Consider the following 15,723-nt stretch of genomic DNA (forward strand, 5'->3'; position numbering starts at 1 on the left):
TGGTTGCTACCAGGCCACGCTGTCCAGGTGGACGGTGCCCGTCCAGCCCGCGTTGGTGATGAGCTCCACGCCCAGTTGGTACAGCGGCGTGGTGCTGTCCGAGGGCAGGGGAAGGGTCAGCGTGTTCCAGGCCCCCGTCTGGAGGCTGCTCGCGGCGGTCCACTTGCCCGTGTAGCGCCAGTTGCTGGTGGCGCCCTCCAGCGCGAACGGCTGGACGGCGGTGAGCTTGCTCCCTGCGGGAACCCACAGGCGCATCGTGACCACGCCCGCTTGAGGCACGGTGGCGGTCATCACGGACACGACGCCCGTGCCCGCGGTGCCACTGAACGGAATCGCGAGCGAGCGCGTGCCCGACTGGGGCCGGGTGGTGGTGGACGTCGCGGCCTTGAGCGGCGCGCCCGTGGCCGACCAGCCCTCGGTGCCGGACTCGAAGCCATACCCACGACCCGTGCCCCCGCCCGAGCCGGCATCCGGTGTCCCCGCGTCGGTGCCGCCCGAGCCGGCGTCTCGCGGCCCTCCTGCATCCGGAACCCCCGCGTCGGTACCGCCATCCGTGCCGGTTCCCGGGACGGGCAGGGTGGTGCCCGTGGCCGGCAGCGTCAGTCCACCGGCGGTCAGGAAGGGTGAGGCATTGCTCTTGAGATAGGGCTGGCCGTTCGTGCCCAGGTCATTGGTGTAGGAACTCTGTCCGCCCGCGCCCGCGCCGAAGAGCAGCGCGATGACACCCGCGTTGGCGAACTTGCGCCGGTGCGCGTCTCCAGCGGGGCCGAAGAAATACTCGGTCCGGTTGTCTCGGTAGCCCGCGCGAGGGGTGCCATCGTTGTTGATGTTGCGGTGCTGTGAGTTTCCGAGCGGAATCTGCCAGAGCACCCAGCGCTTGCCGGAGGTCTGGTTCATCAGCGTGAGCCACTGGTGGTAGCGATTGAACGAGCGCGAGGCGATGGCGGCGTTGTCGTTCGTGTCCCACCACACGTCCTGGCCCCGGGTGAGCTTGTAGAAGTCCGCGTCACGGTCCAGCGGGTCTCCGACGAGCACGTCATATGTCGCGCCGGTGCTGTTGGCGCCCAGGCCCAGCGGCTTGAGGAAGTTGACGACCTTGTCCACCTCCGGCTGCAGGGGGTCGCTGATGGAGCAGCAGGAGATGTCCTTGCCGCTGGCCCACGCGGAGATGTGGAGGCCGAGGATGACGTTGTTCGCGCCCACGGCCTTGCGCAGTTGGAGGAAGGCGAGCCCCCATCCGGCGACGGTGTTGGGCAGGCCCGCGAGCTCCGGCATGCCCGTCGCCGCGACGGCGGCGTACGTGTTGGGGTTGGAGTTCGTATAGAACTGGAGCAGGCCCACCGCGTCCGGTTCGATGGGCATCAGCACCGGCTTGCCGTACTCCTTCGCGCGCTGGAGGAGGATCTTGAAGTCACTGAAGTAGCCACGCATGGTGTCGATGTTCTGCACCTTCGCGAGGGACTCGGCCTCGCCGCCGCCCGGCTCCGCGAAGAGCTGGTAGAAGACGGGCGCGGGGATGAAGCCCTGGGAGTTGGACTCGGTGAGGAAGGTCTTCGCCCACGCGCCATCGCGCGGGCCCCAGCCCCAATTGTCCACCCAGCCCTTGGTGAGGTAGCGGTAGCGCACGTCCCAGGGGACGCCGCTGTCACGCATCCAGTTCTGGCCCGCTTCCTCGAACAGGCCGATGGACAGGCGATTGGGGAGGCCCGTGGGCACGGGGCCCTTCACGCCGGGCGGTGCGGCTTGAGCGAACGCGGACGACACAGCCAGGGTCGTGCAGGCCAGCGCCAGCACGGCGACGGTTCTTCGGAGCGTTGTTCTCATGCCCCTGAATACAAACGGCGTGCGGTCGCCACGCCGGTTGCCCGCAGCGGGAGCCTCGTCGCCTGCTATACGTCCGGGGCCTCAGCCCCTCGGTGTCACGGGCCGGGACAGGCGAGGCCCGGCTCGGGCGCGTCCGTGTCCTGGAAGGCGAGCAGGCAGCGGAGCGCTTCCGGATCCGCGGCGTCAGCCAGATACGTGCGCCGCCACAGCATCGCGGCCACGCGGTTGGGCAGTCGCGGGTCCTGCGCGATGAGCGCGCGGCGCACGCCGTTGGCGCCGATGGGCACGGTGGCCGCCGCGGCCTCCAGCTTCGCCACTTCGTCGGGACAGCCGTCCGGGCAGTTGTAGAGGAACACCGCGTGTCCGTGCTCCAGGTTGTGGACGTACAGGCAGCGCGACACGGGCTCTTCGTAGATGCCACAGCGGGCCACGCTGGCGCAGTGGGGACCGGAGTTCGGAGGGTTCTCCCCGTTGCCGCAGGCGGGGCTGTCGCAGACGGCGAGGTGCCCGGAGGACGTCTGCGTGGAGAGGGGGAAGCTGAACTGGCCGCAGCCGCCAGGCGCCGCGTCCGAGGAGTCGCAGGCGGACAGGGACAGGAGCGCGAGCAGCGAGGGGAGGGTGAGGAGGCGTTGGGCGTGCACGCCCCCGTCATACCGCATCAGCCGGGGAACGCACCGCGACGCTCCACGTCCTGGGCGCGCAGCCCTGGCAGCCCCACGGCTTCGGCGAAGCGGAGGAAGTCGGACTGGCTCACGCTGCCTCCCGTGGCGCGAGCATGGCCGTGGCCCAGCTCCTCGCCCATCGGCGGCAGGCCCAGTCCCTGGATGAAGGCCCTCAGGTCGATGGGCGCATGGCTGCGCATCGCGAAGTTCACGCGGCCGGGCAGGTAGCCCGTGTTGGCCGCGATGACGATGTGCTCGGGCAGCCGCTGCGTCCATCGCACGGCCACCAGCGGATGAACCTGCGCCTCCGAGCTGAACAGGAGCAGCGCCACACGCGAGGCGACGCGCGGCGGTGTGCGAGCACACCGTTCGACCTCGCGGCGCACCTCCACGCGGCAGTCGTGCAGCTCGTCCACGCCGGGCACGCGACCCTCGGAGATGTCCTTCGCGGCCCCCGCGCGCAGCAGGACCTCCAGGGCCCGGGGCGCGGCGAAGCGGGCCGAGCGTCGGGCCGCGTTGATGAGGGACACCGTCTCCGTCACCGCCTTGCGGTTCGCGCGTCGCAGCGCGTCCTTGAGGAACGGCATGGGGGCATCCGCGCCCAGGTCCCCCACGGTGCCGAGCACCGCGAGCCACTCCAGCGGCCCCGGCACGACGAGCGGCGACACCAGCACGAAGGTGAGCAGGCTGCTGCTCGCGATGGGCTGATGGCCGTACGCGGTGACGACGCGTGCCTCGGGAGGGAAGGACTCCGCCGCGTGGTGGTCCACGATGAGGGTGGGGACGGAGGGCAAGAGCGGCGCGGGCCGGCTGCCCATGTCGAGGACGACGAGCGCGTCGGGCTTCGTCGCGCGGAGCCGCTCCAGGAAGCCGGGCGAGTGGGCATGCTCTCCCTTCCCGGGTACGCGGACGGCGACGCGGGCGCCCATGGCCTCGAGCGCTCGCACCATCAGGACGCCGGAGGCCAGGCCATCCACATCCGAGTGGGGCGCCACCAGCACGCGCTTGCCGCGCTGGGCTTGGATGAAGCGTCGGGCCTCGGCGAGCGCCTCTTCAGACGTGGGCCAGGCGGGGTCCTTCGTGTGACCGAGCAGCATGCCTTCAAGCTGTAACGCCAACCCCTGACAGCAGAAGGAGCGGCAAGGGGAGCCCGCCTGCTCCACGAGCGTGCCCGAGTGGGGCTGGTGGCCCGCTGTGCGTGGGCCCGTTCGTGGCGAGCTTGTCCTGGTGATGGAAGGCTTCGACTCCTACCGACTCGGCTATGTCGCGCAGAGCCTGACGCTGGGCGTGAGCGCGGGGCACACCTGCCGCCTGGCGGGCGCCACGCCCCAACGCCTGGAGTCGCTCATCGCTCAGAACCTCGAGGAGCTCCAGCGCCTGCTCGAGTTCAACGCCTCGCGAGGCATCGAGGTGTTCCGCATCGGCTCCTCGCTCATCCCGTTCGGCTCGCACCCGGTGAACACGCTCCCGTGGTGGAAGACCTTCGGCCGGGACTTCGAGCACCTGGCCCGCCTCGCGCGCCGCTCGAATCAAAGGCTGTCGATGCATCCCTCGCCGGCGGGCGCCTCGCTGTCCTCCCGGCACGCGCGGGTTCGCGAGGCCTCGCTGGCGGAGCTGCGCTACAGCGCGCGCGTGTTGGACTTGCTGGAGGCCGGGCCCGAGTCGCGCGTGGTGCTCCACGTCGGCGGCGCCGCGCCGACGCGCGAGGAGGCACGGGTCGCCGCGCACCGATTCCTGGACGAGCTGCCCGAGCCGCTGCGCGAGCGGCTCACCATCGAGCACGACGACAAGGTGTGGAGCGCGCGGGAGGTCCTGCCCCTCGCGCGCGAGCACGGCGTCCCGATGGTGGGAGACAACCTCCACAACGCGGTCCTCGCCTCGACGCCTGTGATGTCATTGAAGGAGCTCCTGCGCGAGGCCGCGTCGACGTGGACTGCGCTGGACCTGCGGCCCAAGTTCCACCTGGCCAGCCAGCGTCCCCAGGCGCGGGCCGGGGCCCACTCGGACCGGGTGGACCCGGCGGACTTCCGGAGGATGGTGGCCGCGCTGCCCGTGCCGGCGGACCTGATGCTGGAGGCGAAGGAGAAGGACGTCGCGGTTTTCGCATTGCGTCAGCTCGCGAACGAACGCCGAGGCCGACGCGGTGGGGTGGGCGCGCCGGCGCCGTAGACATTGTTTTCTTGGATGTCTTCGGGCGGCGGTTCCTCTACGGTCCGCGTCCATGAACCGGACCCGACTCACGCAGTCGTTGCTGCGCTCGGCCCTCGCGGCCCTGGCGCTGACCGCCGCCCCTGGCCTCGCCCAGACGCCCGCCGCCAAGGCCACGCCCGAAGAGGCGAAGCAGTTCGCCGAGAAGGTGAACGCGGACCTCAAGCGCCTGTGGACGAAGCAGGCCACCGCCGAGTGGATCAAGTCCACGTACATCACCGACGACACCGAGCGGAACGCCGCCTACGTCAACGAGGAGGTGCTCGGCTACGTCAACGGCGCCATCAAGGACTCGCGCCGCTTCGACGGGCTGAAGCTGGACGCGGACACCGCGCGCATGCTGCACCTCTTGCGCGTGTCCCAGGCGCTGCCCGCGCCGTCGGACGCGAAGAAGCGCGCGGAGCTGGCCACCACGGCCGCCAAGCTGGAGGGCCTCTACGGCAAGGGCAAGTACTGTGGCGCCGACGGCAAGGGGAAGTGCCGCGACCTGGAGGAGCTCTCCGACGTCATGGCCGAGAGCCGCGACTACGCCGCGCTGCTCGATGCGTGGCAGGGCTGGCACTCCATCTCCCGGCCCATGCGCCCGCTGTACGAGAACCTGGTCACCATCTCCAACGATGGCGCCAAGGACATCGGCTTCAACGACCTGGGCACGCTGTGGCGCTCCGGCTACGACATGCCGCCCGCGGAGTTCGAGAAGGAGGCCCAGCGCCTGTGGGGCCAGGTCAAGCCCCTGTATGACGACCTGCACTGCTACGTGCGCGGGCGGTTGGCGAAGCAGTACGGCGCGGACAAGGTGCCTGCGGGCAAGCCCATCCCGGCGCACCTCTTGGGCAACATGTGGGCCCAGGAGTGGAACAACATCTACCCCCTGGTGGAGCCGTTCCCCGGTCAGGCCAGCCTGGACGTGGACGCCGCGCTGAAGGCGCAGAACTACGACGCGCTGAAGATGGTGCGACTGGGGGAGAAGTTCTTCACCTCGCTCGGCCTCAAGCCGCTGCCGGAGACCTTCTTCGAGCGCTCGCAGTTCACCAAGCCCAGGGATCGCGACGTCGTCTGCCACGCCAGCGCCTGGGACGTGACGTACGAGAACGACCTGCGCATCAAGATGTGCATCAAGCCCACCGAGGAGGACCTGGTCACCATCCACCACGAGCTGGGCCACAACTACTACTACACGTACTACTACAACCTGCCCGTGCTCTATCAGGCCGGCGCCAACGACGGCTTCCACGAGGCCATCGGCGACGCGCTGACGTTGTCCATCACCCCCGCGTACCTCCAGCAGGTCGGCCTGCTCAAGGAGGTGGCGAAGAACGACAAGAACCTCATCAACCTCCAGCTCAAGGACGCGCTGGAGAAGGTGGCCTTCCTGCCCTTCGGCCTGCTCGTGGACCAGTGGCGCTGGGAGGTCTTCTCCGGCCGCGTGAAGCCGGCGGACTACAACAAGTCCTGGTGGGCCCTGCGCCAGAAGTACCAGGGCGTGGCCGCGCCGGTGGCCCGCTCCGAGCAGGACTTCGACGCGGGCGCCAAGTACCACGTCCCCGCCAACGTCCCCTACACCCGCTACTTCCTGGCCCGCATCCTCCAGTTCCAGTTCCACAAGGCCCTGTGCGAGGCCTCCGGCTACAAGGGCCCCCTCCACGAGTGCTCCATCTACGGGAACAAGGAGGCCGGAAAGCGGCTGCAGGCGATGCTGGAGCTCGGCGCCAGCAAGCCCTGGCCGGATGCGCTCCAGGTCGTCACTGGGACTCGCCGCATGGATGCGACACCGTTGCTGGATTATTTCAGCCCTCTGCGTCAGTGGCTGAAGACCCAGAACAAGGGCCAGAAGTGCGGATGGTGAAGGTCCCTGGTGGACTTCCCGGGGAAAGGCCGCGTAGATTCTCGGGGTCCGTTAGAGTTCGCTCGGTAGGACCGGACGGCGGATTTTCGCGTCCGTGACGAAAGAAGAAGAAAGCAAATGGCTACTGGTACCGTGAAGTGGTTCAACGATGCGAAGGGCTTTGGCTTCATCACCCAGGACGGCGGTGGTGAGGACGTGTTCTGCCACCACACCGCCATCAACATGGATGGCTTCCGCACCCTCCAGGAGGGGCAGAAGGTGGAGTTCGAGGTCGCCCGCGGCCCCAAGGGTCTTCAGGCGCAGAACGTCCGCGCTGCCTGATTCCCGGCGTCGTTCGTAACGACTTCCTGGATGCATCATGAGGGTCCGGCCTGCCAAGGGTCGGGCCCTTCGTGCTTTCTCGGAGCTGTCCATGTCCTCGTCGAAGCCGCGTCGGGTGTCCCCGCTGCACGCCCTTCCCCTGGTGATGCTGCTGGGGTGCTCCACGACGTCCCCCACGCCGACGCCCGCCGCCGCGGTGGATGCGCGGCCCGCTCCCGAAGGCCCCGCGATGAAGCCCTCGTCCGACGCGCTGGCCCAGGTGACGGCGGAGCTGGTGGCGAAGCACGGCGAGGCGCAGCGCGCGCGCATCGAGCGCGGCGTGGCTCAGGTGGCCCTGCTGTGGCGCGCCGAGGACGGGGACCTGGCCGCCTTCGCGCGCGAGCAGTTCGTGTCGGACCCCCAGGTGCTGGACGCGACCTTCGCGCGGCTGGAGCGCCTGTTCGAGCAGCTCGACGGGCACATGCTGGAGCTGGGGCGCGAGACGCAGTGGTACACGGACCTGGACCTGGGTCCGCTGCTCCCCGTGGAGCCGCTGGTGGCGTCGTATGACCCGTCCTCGCATGTGACGGAGGATCTGTTCCGCGCGAAGGTCGGCTTCGTGGTGCTGCTCAACTTCCCGCTGACGACGTTGGAGGAGCGGGCGCGCCAGGGCGCGACGTGGACGCGGCGGCAGTGGGCCGAGGCTCGGCTGGCGGGGCGCTTCAGCATGCGCATCCCCGCGGACGTGCAGCAGGCGTCCTCGCGCGAGGTGGCGGCGGCGAACCTGTACATCGCCGAGTACAACGTGTGGATGCACCACCTGGTGGACGAGCGCGGCGAGAGGCTCTTCCCCAAGGGCCTGCGCCTCATCAGTCATTGGAACCTGCGCGACGAGCTGAAGGCGGACTACGCGGACCCGCGCGGACACGAGAAGCAGCGGACCATCGTGCAGGTGATGGAGCGCATCGTCACCCAGACGATTCCGGCCGCGGTCATCGACAACCCCAGGCTGGACTGGAACCCGTTCACCAACGCCGTCACGGTGGCGCCGCCCCAGACGGTGGAGGCGGACGCGCCCCCGCGCGAGGCCCGCGTGGACGCCACGCGGGAGGCGGACGTGCGCTATGCGCGGATGCTCGCCATCTTCCGGGCGGAGCGGAAGCTGGACGCGTACGCGCCGGTGGCGCCCACGCGCATCGCCCGCTCGTTCGAGCTGGGACGTGAGCTGCCCGAGGCGCGGGTGAAGGCGCTGCTGACGCAGGTGCTGGAGTCGCCGCTGGTGCCCCGCGTGGCCGCGGAGCTCCAGTCCCGGCTGGGACGGAAGCTGGAGCCGCAGGACGTCTGGTATGCGGGCTTCAAACCCGGGGCGAAGCGGCCGGAGTCGGAGCTGGATGCGCTGACGCGCAAGCGCTACCCGACGGCGGAGGCGTTCGCGAAGGACCTGCCGCGCATCCTCCAGGGCATGGGCTTCAGCGCACAGAAGGCGGACTGGCTGGCGGCGCGCATCCGCGTGGATGCCTCGCGTGGCGCGGGCCATGCGCAGCAGGCGCTGCGGCGCGGTGACTTCGCCCGGCTGCGCACGCGCGTGGAGAAGGGGGGCATGGACTACAAGGGCTACAACATCGCGGTGCACGAGCTGGGGCACAACGTGGAGCAGACCTTCGGGCTCTACGGCGTGGACCACACGCTGCTCACCGGGGTGCCCAACAACGCCTTCACGGAGGCGCTGGCCTTCGTGTTCCAGGCGAGGGATCTGGAGCTGCTGGGGCAGGGCAGGCCCACCGCGGAGAGCGAGCGGGAGCGGGTGCTCGGCGACTTCTGGCAGACCTGGGAGCGCTCGGGCATCGCGATGGTGGACATGGCCGTGTGGCATTGGCTGTACGCGAACCCGGAGGCCACGCCCGCGCAGCTGCGGGACGCGGTGGTGTCCATCTCCCGCGACGTGTGGAATCGCTACTTCGCGCCGGTGCTGGGTGGAAAGGACACCACGCTGCTGGCCGTCTACAGCCACATGATCAGCTACCCGCTGTACCTGCCGGACTATCCGCTGGGGCACCTCATCGCGTTCCAGATCGAGGAGCACCTGTCGCGCAAGGGGCCGCTGGGGGCGGAGTTCGAGCGGATGGCGACGTACGGCTCGGTGACGCCGGACCTGTGGATGACGCACGCGACGGGGGCGCCGGTGAGCGCGGAGCCGCTCTTGCGCGCGACAGAGGCGGCGCTGAAGGCGCGACCGTAGGGTAGGCTCGGCGCCGCTCATGCCCATCAAGCGTCGCATCAAGGAGCTGTTGGCCCAGGGGTTGGTGAAGGGAAGCCGGCGGCTCGGGTTGCTCGACGACCCGAGGCTGTTCCAGGTCTACGAGCGTGGCGGCTACCACGTCACGCCGAACCACTTCTATCAGCCCATCCCCGACACGGGCTCGCTGCCCGAGGCGCTGTGGGGCACGCGCTCGAAGATGGTGGGAATCGACCTGCGCGAGTCGAGCCAGCTCGCGCTGCTCGAGCGCCTGTCCTCGAAGTACCGCGACGAGTACCAGGCGTTCCCGAGGTCCGCGACGGGCGAGCCGCACGTCTACCACCTGGGCAACAGCGAGTTCGGGACGGTGGACGCGGAGGTGGCCTACGGGCTGGTGCGCGAGCTGCGGCCGCGAAGGCTGTTCGAGATCGGCTCCGGCTGGTCCACGCGGCTGTCCGCGCAGGCGTGCCGGAAGAACGAAGGGGAGGGCGCGCCCGCGTGCGAGCTGGTGGCCTTCGAGCCCTATCCGAGCGAGGTGCTGCGCGCGGGCTTCCCGGGCCTGACGCGCCTGGAGCCGCTGAAGGCGCAGGACATCCCGTACTCGGAGGTGGAGCGACTGGAGGCGGACGACATCCTCTTCATCGACTCCAGCCATGTGTTGAAGGTGGGCAGCGACGTGCAGGTGGAGTTCCTGGAGCTGCTGCCTCGGCTGAAGAAGGGCGTGGTGGTGCACGTCCACGACATCTTCCTGCCGGCGGAGTACCCGCGCGCGTGGGTGCTGGAGCACCGGCGCTTCTGGACGGAGCAGTACCTGCTGCAGGCGTTCCTGAGCTTCAACGACAGCTTCGAGGTGCTCTGGGGCAGCAGCTTCATGCACCTGACGCATCCGGAGCGGTTGCGTCAGGCGTTCCCGTCGTACCGGGGGGCTCCCGAGGACTGGCCCGGGAGCTTCTGGCTGCGTCGGGTGAAGTGAGGCGCTGACTACTGACGGGTGTCGCCGGGGATGGCGACCAGCTCCACGTCGAAGGTGAGGACGGCGTTGGGCGGGATGCGCGAGCCGGAGGGCGGACGCTCGCCGTACGCGGTGTCTCCAGGGCAGGTGAGCTTCGCCTTGCCGCCGACCTTCATGCGCGACACGCCCTGCGTCCAGCAGGGGATGACGCCGTTGAGGGGGAACTCGACGGGGATGCCGCGCTTGGCGGACGTGTCGAAGATGGAGCCGTCCACGAGCCGGCCCTCGTAGTGGACCTTGACGGTGTCGGTGGCGCGCGGGCTCTTGCCCGTGCCCGCCTGCGTCTCGCGGTAGATGACGCCCGAGGGCAGCTTCACCGCGCCGGGCTCCCTCGCCGCGCGCACCAGGGCCGCGTTGCCGGCCTGCGCCTGACGCGACTTCGCGAAGGCCTGGATCTTCGGCGCGAACTCCTTGGGCTCGAGGGCGGCCGTGCCGGCCATGCCGTCCACCATGCCGCGCTGGAGGATCTGCACCTCCTCCGGCGTGAGCGCGAAGAGGGACAGGTCCTTCCCCACGCTGGCGCCCAGCGCGTAGATGGTCTGCTGCTCCTCGGTGAGCTCGCTGGGGTCCACGGCCGCGGGCGCCGCTGGCGCCTTCGTGGCGGGCTCGGCCTTCTTCACGGGAGCCGGAGCACCGCCTTGCGCGTGCGCACCCGTGGCGCCGAGCACCAGGGCGAGCGTTGCCATCCACATCGTTCGCATGGTTCCACCTTTCCTCATGGGCACTGGAATATAGGGCCCGAGCGTCCGCGCCCAGCACGAACTGGGAGTCGCGAAAGGGTCGTTTTCTTGCGCGACACGCTCGTGCCTCTACCCTGCGTCCAGGTTGCTTCAACCCCGGAGCAACCTGTTGCACGCAGCGAAGGAGCTGGAGCGATGAGCGACAAGCGTAAGTCGAAGCGGGCGCCCCTCGACATCTACCTGAACAAGTACATGGGCGGCGTGCCGTACATGTCGCGGGCCGCGGACATCAGCCCGGAGGGTGTGAGCCTGGCCCGGTTGATCGAGCCCCAGCACGACGCCAAGCGCGTGGGTCTCCAGTTCCAACTGCCGGGCTCGGAGGAGATCATCTACGCGGAGGGCGAGGTGGTGCGCGAGTGGGTGGAGCTGTCCACCGCCAAGCGCGAGCACTCGGGTGTGCGCTTCACGCTGCTCACCGAGCGGCACCGGAAGATGATCGACGCGTACGTGGACCGTCACGGCCGCGCGGGCAGCGAGAACTGACGCGCCGCGCTGTCGGGCCTCGGGGGTTGCCTTGACTTCCTTCGAGGTGGGCTCGTTGAATGGGTTGCCATTCTGCCCTGGGACTACCCAAGGTATCGGGTGAGGACAGGAGGAGCTCCGTGAGCCGAGCACGATGGGCGGTATTGCTGGTGGTGCCGATGGTGGCATCGGCCCAGGGCAAGGCGGTGAAGCCCGCTCCCACCGTGGAGGTTGTCCGTCCGGTGGGAAGTGTGGGTGTGAACTGGGAGGGGCAGGTGCTCCGGGCGACGGGAGCGGGTGCTCCGGACCTGAAGGCCGCGAATCCCTCTCAGGCGAGGCTCGGGGCCGAGCGGGTGGCGCGGCAGGTCGCGTCCCGGAATCTGCTCGAGCAGGTGCGCGCGCTGCAGCTGCGGGCGGACCGGAGCGTCGGTGACGAGATGGCGCGCGACGACGTGCGCGGCCGGGTGGAGGCGGCCGTGAACGGGTTCAAGGTGGTCGCGAAGCGTTTCTATTCGGACAGTGGCGTGGAGCTGGACGTGGAGGTGCCGCTGGCGGCGATCACCTCCGCGCTGGTGGACCGCGGGCCGGAGTCCGTCATCGTCTTCAACCGCGAGGGCGCGAAGAAGTACACGGGCCTGGTGGTGGACGCGCGAGGGCTCGGGGCGAAGCCGGTGCTCGCGCCCCGGTTGTTGGATGCGGCGGGCAAGGCGCTCTATGGCGCGGGTGCGTTGGCGAGCGAGGTGCGGGAATCGACGGGGGTCGCCGCGTGGTTCCGGAGCCTGGATGCGGCGAAGAAGGCCGCGCTCGTGGGCGAGAAGCCGATGGTGGTGAAGGCCACGGGGCTGAAGGGCTCGGACCTGGTGCTCGCGTCGGAGGATGTGAAGACGCTGGGCGAGGTCGACGCGCGCTTCCTCGCCGAGGGCCGGGTCGTCATCGTCACGCAGTGACCCGGACATGGATTCGCGGCGCGACTCCGCGGGGAAGAGTGGGTGACGGGGTGCGACGCCGTCTGGTGACTGGGTGGTGTGCGTGGTTGGTGGTGGGCGCGCTGTGGGGGTGTGGGCGCAAGGAGCCCGACTCCGTGGCGAAGGCGCGCGAGCTGATGGCGGGTGCGAAGCCGACCAGCGGGGATGTGTCGCTGCGCTGCGTGCCCGAGGACGCCGAGGTGTATCTGGACGGCGTGCTCCAGGGCGTGTGCAGCGACTACGCGGGCAATCCACGGGGGCTCAACCTGGGCGTCGGGCTGCATCAGATTGAGGTGAAGAAGCACGGGTACTGGCCGTACACGACGTACTACGAGCCCAGTGGTGCGCGGGCGCGGCTGAACGTCACGCTGCGCGCCACGGAGTCCGCGCCTCCCGCGGAAGGGACGCCCTGAGGGGCGTGAGTCTTCGGCGGTGACTCGGGCGCTGTGGTGCACGGCGCGACGGTGATTCCCGGGGCGTGCCGGACCTCGCCCGGGATGGCAGCCCTGGGTTCGATGTCGCGAGGAAGCACGAGCAAGGCGCGTCGCCCAGAAAACGAGGCGCCCGGGCGAGAAGATCCTTCTTCCATGGTCTCGCCCCTTCTTTCCGGATGGCAGCCCTGGGTTCGATGTCGCGAGGGAGCACAGCAAGGTGCGTCCCCCTGCCCACGAGGCGCCCGGGCGAGAAGATCCTTCTCCAGTGTTCTGGTCCCTTCCTTCTGGATGCCAGCCCTGTGTTCGATGTCGCGAGGACGCACGAGCAAGGCGCGCCCCAGACCACGAGGCGTCCATGCGGGAAGGTCTTTTTCCAGTGTTCTCGTCCCTTCCTTCGTGCGTCGGGACGGCCCGCGCGGGGCGTAAGGAGGCACTTCGACCAGCCGGTCTCTCGCTCCCGGTGCAGGCCCCGGGCCTCGCTCGGGATGGCGGCCCTGTGTTCGATGTCGCGAGGATGTACGTGCAAGGCGCGCTCCCCTCGGGCCACGAGGCGCTTGAGCAAGGAGCCCCTCCGGGGTTCTCGTTCCTCCGCACCTCGGGACGACCCGCGAGGGGCACGGCGGCACTTCGACCAGCCAGGCGCTCGCTCGCCGAGGTATTCAGGGCTGCGAGGGCGCGGCCCGAGGTGGGTCCTTCGTCCAGGAGGGGCTTGCAAGCTAGGCTGCGCGCTTTCGGGTCGTGACATGGCGGCTTGTAAGGAGCCGGAGTCCGCGAGTGCTTCGCGGAGGAGCGTGGGTCATCGGACGGCGCAACAAGAAGAGCAGCCCTGGGTCCATCAGCCGTGCGCCGGTGCCGCCCGTGCTTCACTCGGTGAAGACGGAGGAGCCTGTCGCGCCTGGGGCCGTCGAGCCCGTGCCTGATGTCGAGCTGACGGAGACCGAGGCGCGCCGCATCGACCTGTGGTGGTCGGCGGTGATGGTGGGCTCGCTGGGGCTGGTGTTCGCGCTGCTCGCGGTGTTCGGCGGCGTGGCGGTGCCCGTGCTGCTGGCGCTGTCCGGCGCCTACATCTTCAACCCGATGGTGACGTCCCTGGAGCGCCGCGGACTCGATCGAACCCTGGGGACGACGCTGGTCTTCGTCGCCGGGACGTTGCTGCTCGTGGGGGCGGTGCTCTACCTCATCCCCGTGTTCCGCGACGAGGCGTTGAAGCTCCCGGACTTCTTCTCGCGAGCGAGCACGCAGGTCGTGCCGCGTGTGGAGGCGCTGGTCGGCGCCTCGTTGCCGGACCTCATCCGTCAGCGCACGACGGAGCTGGGGCAGCAGGCCTCCGAACTGGTGCAGAGCGCGGGGCCCGCGGCGGCGCGAATCGTGGCGGCCTTCGCGGGCAACACGGCGCGCTTCGTGGTCACTCTGCTGGGGCTCGCCGTGGTGCCGGTGCTGGCGTTCTTCTTCCTCCAGGACTACCCCCGGTTGATGGGGCGGGTGAAGGACCTGCTCCCGCGTCGCTCGGTGGCGCTGGTGGCGCGCCGCTTCGCCGAGGTCGACGAGGTGCTCTCGGCCTTCGTGCGCGGGCAGCTGACGGTGGGGGCGCTGCTGTCGGTCATCTACGCGGCGGGCCTGTCCATCGGCCGCATCGACATGGCCATCGTCATCGGGGTCATCGCCGGCTTCGGCAACATGGTGCCGTACCTGGGCACGGGCGTGGGCATCCTGCTGTCCCTGGTGGGGCTGATGCTGTCGTGGCAGGGACCCTGGCAGATTGGCGTGGTGGCGGGCACGTTCATCATCGGCCAGATGCTGGAGGGGTTCGTCATCACCCCGCGCATCGTGGGCGAGAAGGTGGGCCTGGCGCCCGTGGCGGTCATCATCGCCATCCTGGCCTTCGGTGAGCTGTTCGGCTTCGTCGGCATCCTCCTGGCGGTGCCGGTGGCGGCCATCCTCAAGGTGGTGCTGCGCGTGGTGGTGCAGCGCTACCAGCGCACGCGCCTGTACACCGGCGAGTCGCAGTCCGCCTGAGGGGGGAGGGCGGCTCCCTGCGAGCCGCTGGGCCACCCCTTGGGTGGGAACCCCGCGCCAGGAGCGGGCCTCCGCGTTATGCCCGGTCTGGTTTCGAGCGGCGGAGGGCCGCATTGAACAGGAGCGCGCGTTGACGAAGCTGGAGAAGCTGCACCAGGAGATCGCCTCGTGTCGGGCCTGCCCCCGGCTGGTCGAGTGGCGCGAGGAGGTCGCCCGGGTGAAGCGCCGTGCGTACCGCGAGTGGACCTACTGGGGCCGCCCCGTCCCCGGGTTCGGTGATCCACGGGCCCGGCTGGTCATCGTCGGTCTGGCGCCGGCCGCGCACGGAGCCAACCGGACGGGGCGGATGTTCACGGGAGACCGCTCGGGCGACTTCCTGTTCGCGGGGCTGCACCGGGCGGGGTTCGCGAACCAGGGGACCAGCGAGCACCGGGGCGACGGCCTGGCCCTGAAGGACGCCTTCATCGTGGCGGCCGCCCGCTGCGCTCCCCCCGACAACAAGCCGCTCCCGGAGGAGGTGGCCCGCTGCGCCCCGTTCCTGGACCGCGAGATGGCGCTCCTACCCGCGCGGGTCCTGCTCGCCCTGGGCGCCATCGGCTGGAACGCGGCGCTGGCCTCGCTGGAGCGGACGGGGGTGACGTTCGGCTCACCCCGGCCGGCCTTCGGGCATGGGGCGGAGCTGCCGCTGCCGGGCGGGCGGACGCTGGTGGGCTGCTACCACGTGAGCCAGCAGAACACGCAGACGGGGCGGCTGACGCCCGCCATGTTCGACGCGGTGATGGCGAGGGTCCACGCACTGATCCGCTAAAAGAAGGAAGATCGAAGGCTCACCTGCGTGTTTGCTTGACAGTCGCGGGAGCCCGCTGGTATTCCCCGCGCCACCTCAGCACCAACGGGTCGTTAGCTCAGCGGTAGAGCACTACCTTGACACGGTAGGGGTCAGTGGTTCGATCCCACTACGACCCAACTCAGTTGAAGTGAATCTCCAGCGGGCGGCACGGCTTCTCAAGAGCCCTGC

The 15,723-nt window shown here is 69.7% G+C and carries 14 protein-coding genes and 1 tRNA gene; 11 read left to right on the plus strand and 4 right to left on the minus strand.

Annotated features, from left to right (window positions below):
* Window positions 1-6 precede the first annotated feature (6 nt).
* The 3 genes from VZQ01_RS39960 to VZQ01_RS39970 form a co-directional block, all read right to left on the minus strand.
* The gene (locus VZQ01_RS39960) at window positions 7-1,824 is read right to left on the minus strand and encodes a hypothetical protein (RefSeq protein WP_426746252.1); all 1,818 of its coding nucleotides are present in this window, start codon (window positions 1,822-1,824) and stop codon (window positions 7-9) included.
* A gap of 95 nt (window positions 1,825-1,919) precedes the next feature.
* The gene (locus tag VZQ01_RS39965) at window positions 1,920-2,483 is read right to left on the minus strand and encodes a thioredoxin-like domain-containing protein (RefSeq protein ID WP_223785847.1); all 564 of its coding nucleotides are present in this window, start codon (window positions 2,481-2,483) and stop codon (window positions 1,920-1,922) included.
* Window positions 2,483-3,583 carry a DHH family phosphoesterase gene (locus VZQ01_RS39970; RefSeq protein ID WP_426746253.1) on the minus strand — a complete coding sequence of 367 codons (1,101 nt, stop codon included), beginning with the start codon at window positions 3,581-3,583 and terminating at the stop codon, window positions 2,483-2,485. Before VZQ01_RS39970 ends, VZQ01_RS39965 begins: the two co-directional genes overlap by 1 nt.
* Window positions 3,584-3,716: 133 nt before the next feature.
* Here VZQ01_RS39970 and uvsE point away from each other — a divergent pair, with 133 nt between their 5' ends.
* The 5 genes from uvsE to VZQ01_RS39995 all read left to right on the plus strand — a co-directional run bounded on the left by uvsE (window position 3,717) and on the right by VZQ01_RS39995 (window position 10,049).
* The gene (gene uvsE / locus VZQ01_RS39975) at window positions 3,717-4,655 is read left to right on the plus strand and encodes a UV DNA damage repair endonuclease UvsE (RefSeq protein ID WP_426746254.1); all 939 of its coding nucleotides are present in this window, start codon (window positions 3,717-3,719) and stop codon (window positions 4,653-4,655) included.
* A 52-nt stretch (window positions 4,656-4,707) separates the two neighbouring features.
* Window positions 4,708-6,540, plus strand: a complete 1,833-nt coding sequence (locus VZQ01_RS39980) for a M2 family metallopeptidase (RefSeq protein WP_141323082.1) — start codon at window positions 4,708-4,710, stop codon at window positions 6,538-6,540.
* Window positions 6,541-6,657: 117 nt separating this feature from the next.
* Window positions 6,658-6,861 (plus strand): cold-shock protein, encoded by a 204-nt coding sequence (locus VZQ01_RS39985; RefSeq protein WP_015349926.1) that lies wholly within the window; start codon window positions 6,658-6,660, stop codon window positions 6,859-6,861.
* Between the two features lie 91 nt (window positions 6,862-6,952).
* Window positions 6,953-9,079: a hypothetical protein gene (locus tag VZQ01_RS39990; RefSeq protein ID WP_426746255.1), complete on the plus strand. Its 2,127-nt coding sequence runs from the start codon at window positions 6,953-6,955 to the stop codon at window positions 9,077-9,079.
* A 19-nt stretch (window positions 9,080-9,098) separates the two neighbouring features.
* The gene (locus VZQ01_RS39995; protein ID WP_141323081.1) at window positions 9,099-10,049 is read left to right on the plus strand and encodes a class I SAM-dependent methyltransferase; all 951 of its coding nucleotides are present in this window, start codon (window positions 9,099-9,101) and stop codon (window positions 10,047-10,049) included.
* 8 nt (window positions 10,050-10,057) lie between these two features.
* On the opposite strand, the gene VZQ01_RS40000 is transcribed toward VZQ01_RS39995, so the two are convergent.
* Window positions 10,058-10,789 (minus strand): FKBP-type peptidyl-prolyl cis-trans isomerase, encoded by a 732-nt coding sequence (locus VZQ01_RS40000; protein WP_223751818.1) that lies wholly within the window; start codon window positions 10,787-10,789, stop codon window positions 10,058-10,060.
* Window positions 10,790-10,963: 174 nt separating this feature from the next.
* Here VZQ01_RS40000 and VZQ01_RS40005 point away from each other — a divergent pair, with 174 nt between their 5' ends.
* The 6 genes from VZQ01_RS40005 (at window position 10,964) to VZQ01_RS40030 (ending at window position 15,671) form a co-directional block, all read left to right on the plus strand.
* Window positions 10,964-11,311: a PilZ domain-containing protein gene (locus VZQ01_RS40005; RefSeq protein WP_046713983.1), complete on the plus strand. Its 348-nt coding sequence runs from the start codon at window positions 10,964-10,966 to the stop codon at window positions 11,309-11,311.
* A gap of 119 nt (window positions 11,312-11,430) precedes the next feature.
* A complete protein-coding gene (locus VZQ01_RS40010; protein ID WP_194869005.1) occupies window positions 11,431-12,237 on the plus strand; it encodes a TP0624 family protein in 807 nt (268 codons plus the stop codon).
* 50 nt (window positions 12,238-12,287) lie between these two features.
* The gene (locus tag VZQ01_RS40015; protein ID WP_426746256.1) at window positions 12,288-12,668 is read left to right on the plus strand and encodes a PEGA domain-containing protein; all 381 of its coding nucleotides are present in this window, start codon (window positions 12,288-12,290) and stop codon (window positions 12,666-12,668) included.
* Between the two features lie 870 nt (window positions 12,669-13,538).
* On the plus strand, window positions 13,539-14,705 hold the full coding sequence (locus tag VZQ01_RS40020; protein ID WP_194869008.1) for an AI-2E family transporter: 1,167 nt from the start codon (window positions 13,539-13,541) through the stop codon (window positions 14,703-14,705).
* A gap of 130 nt (window positions 14,706-14,835) precedes the next feature.
* On the plus strand, window positions 14,836-15,513 hold the full coding sequence (locus VZQ01_RS40025; protein WP_426746257.1) for a uracil-DNA glycosylase: 678 nt from the start codon (window positions 14,836-14,838) through the stop codon (window positions 15,511-15,513).
* A gap of 86 nt (window positions 15,514-15,599) precedes the next feature.
* Window positions 15,600-15,671 (plus strand) — tRNA-Val (locus VZQ01_RS40030).
* The last annotated feature ends 52 nt before the right edge of the window (window positions 15,672-15,723 follow it).

Origin of the sequence: Myxococcus faecalis (assembly GCF_050039385.1) — a bacterium.
In the GTDB taxonomy this organism is placed as follows: Bacteria; Myxococcota; Myxococcia; order Myxococcales; family Myxococcaceae; genus Myxococcus; species Myxococcus fulvus.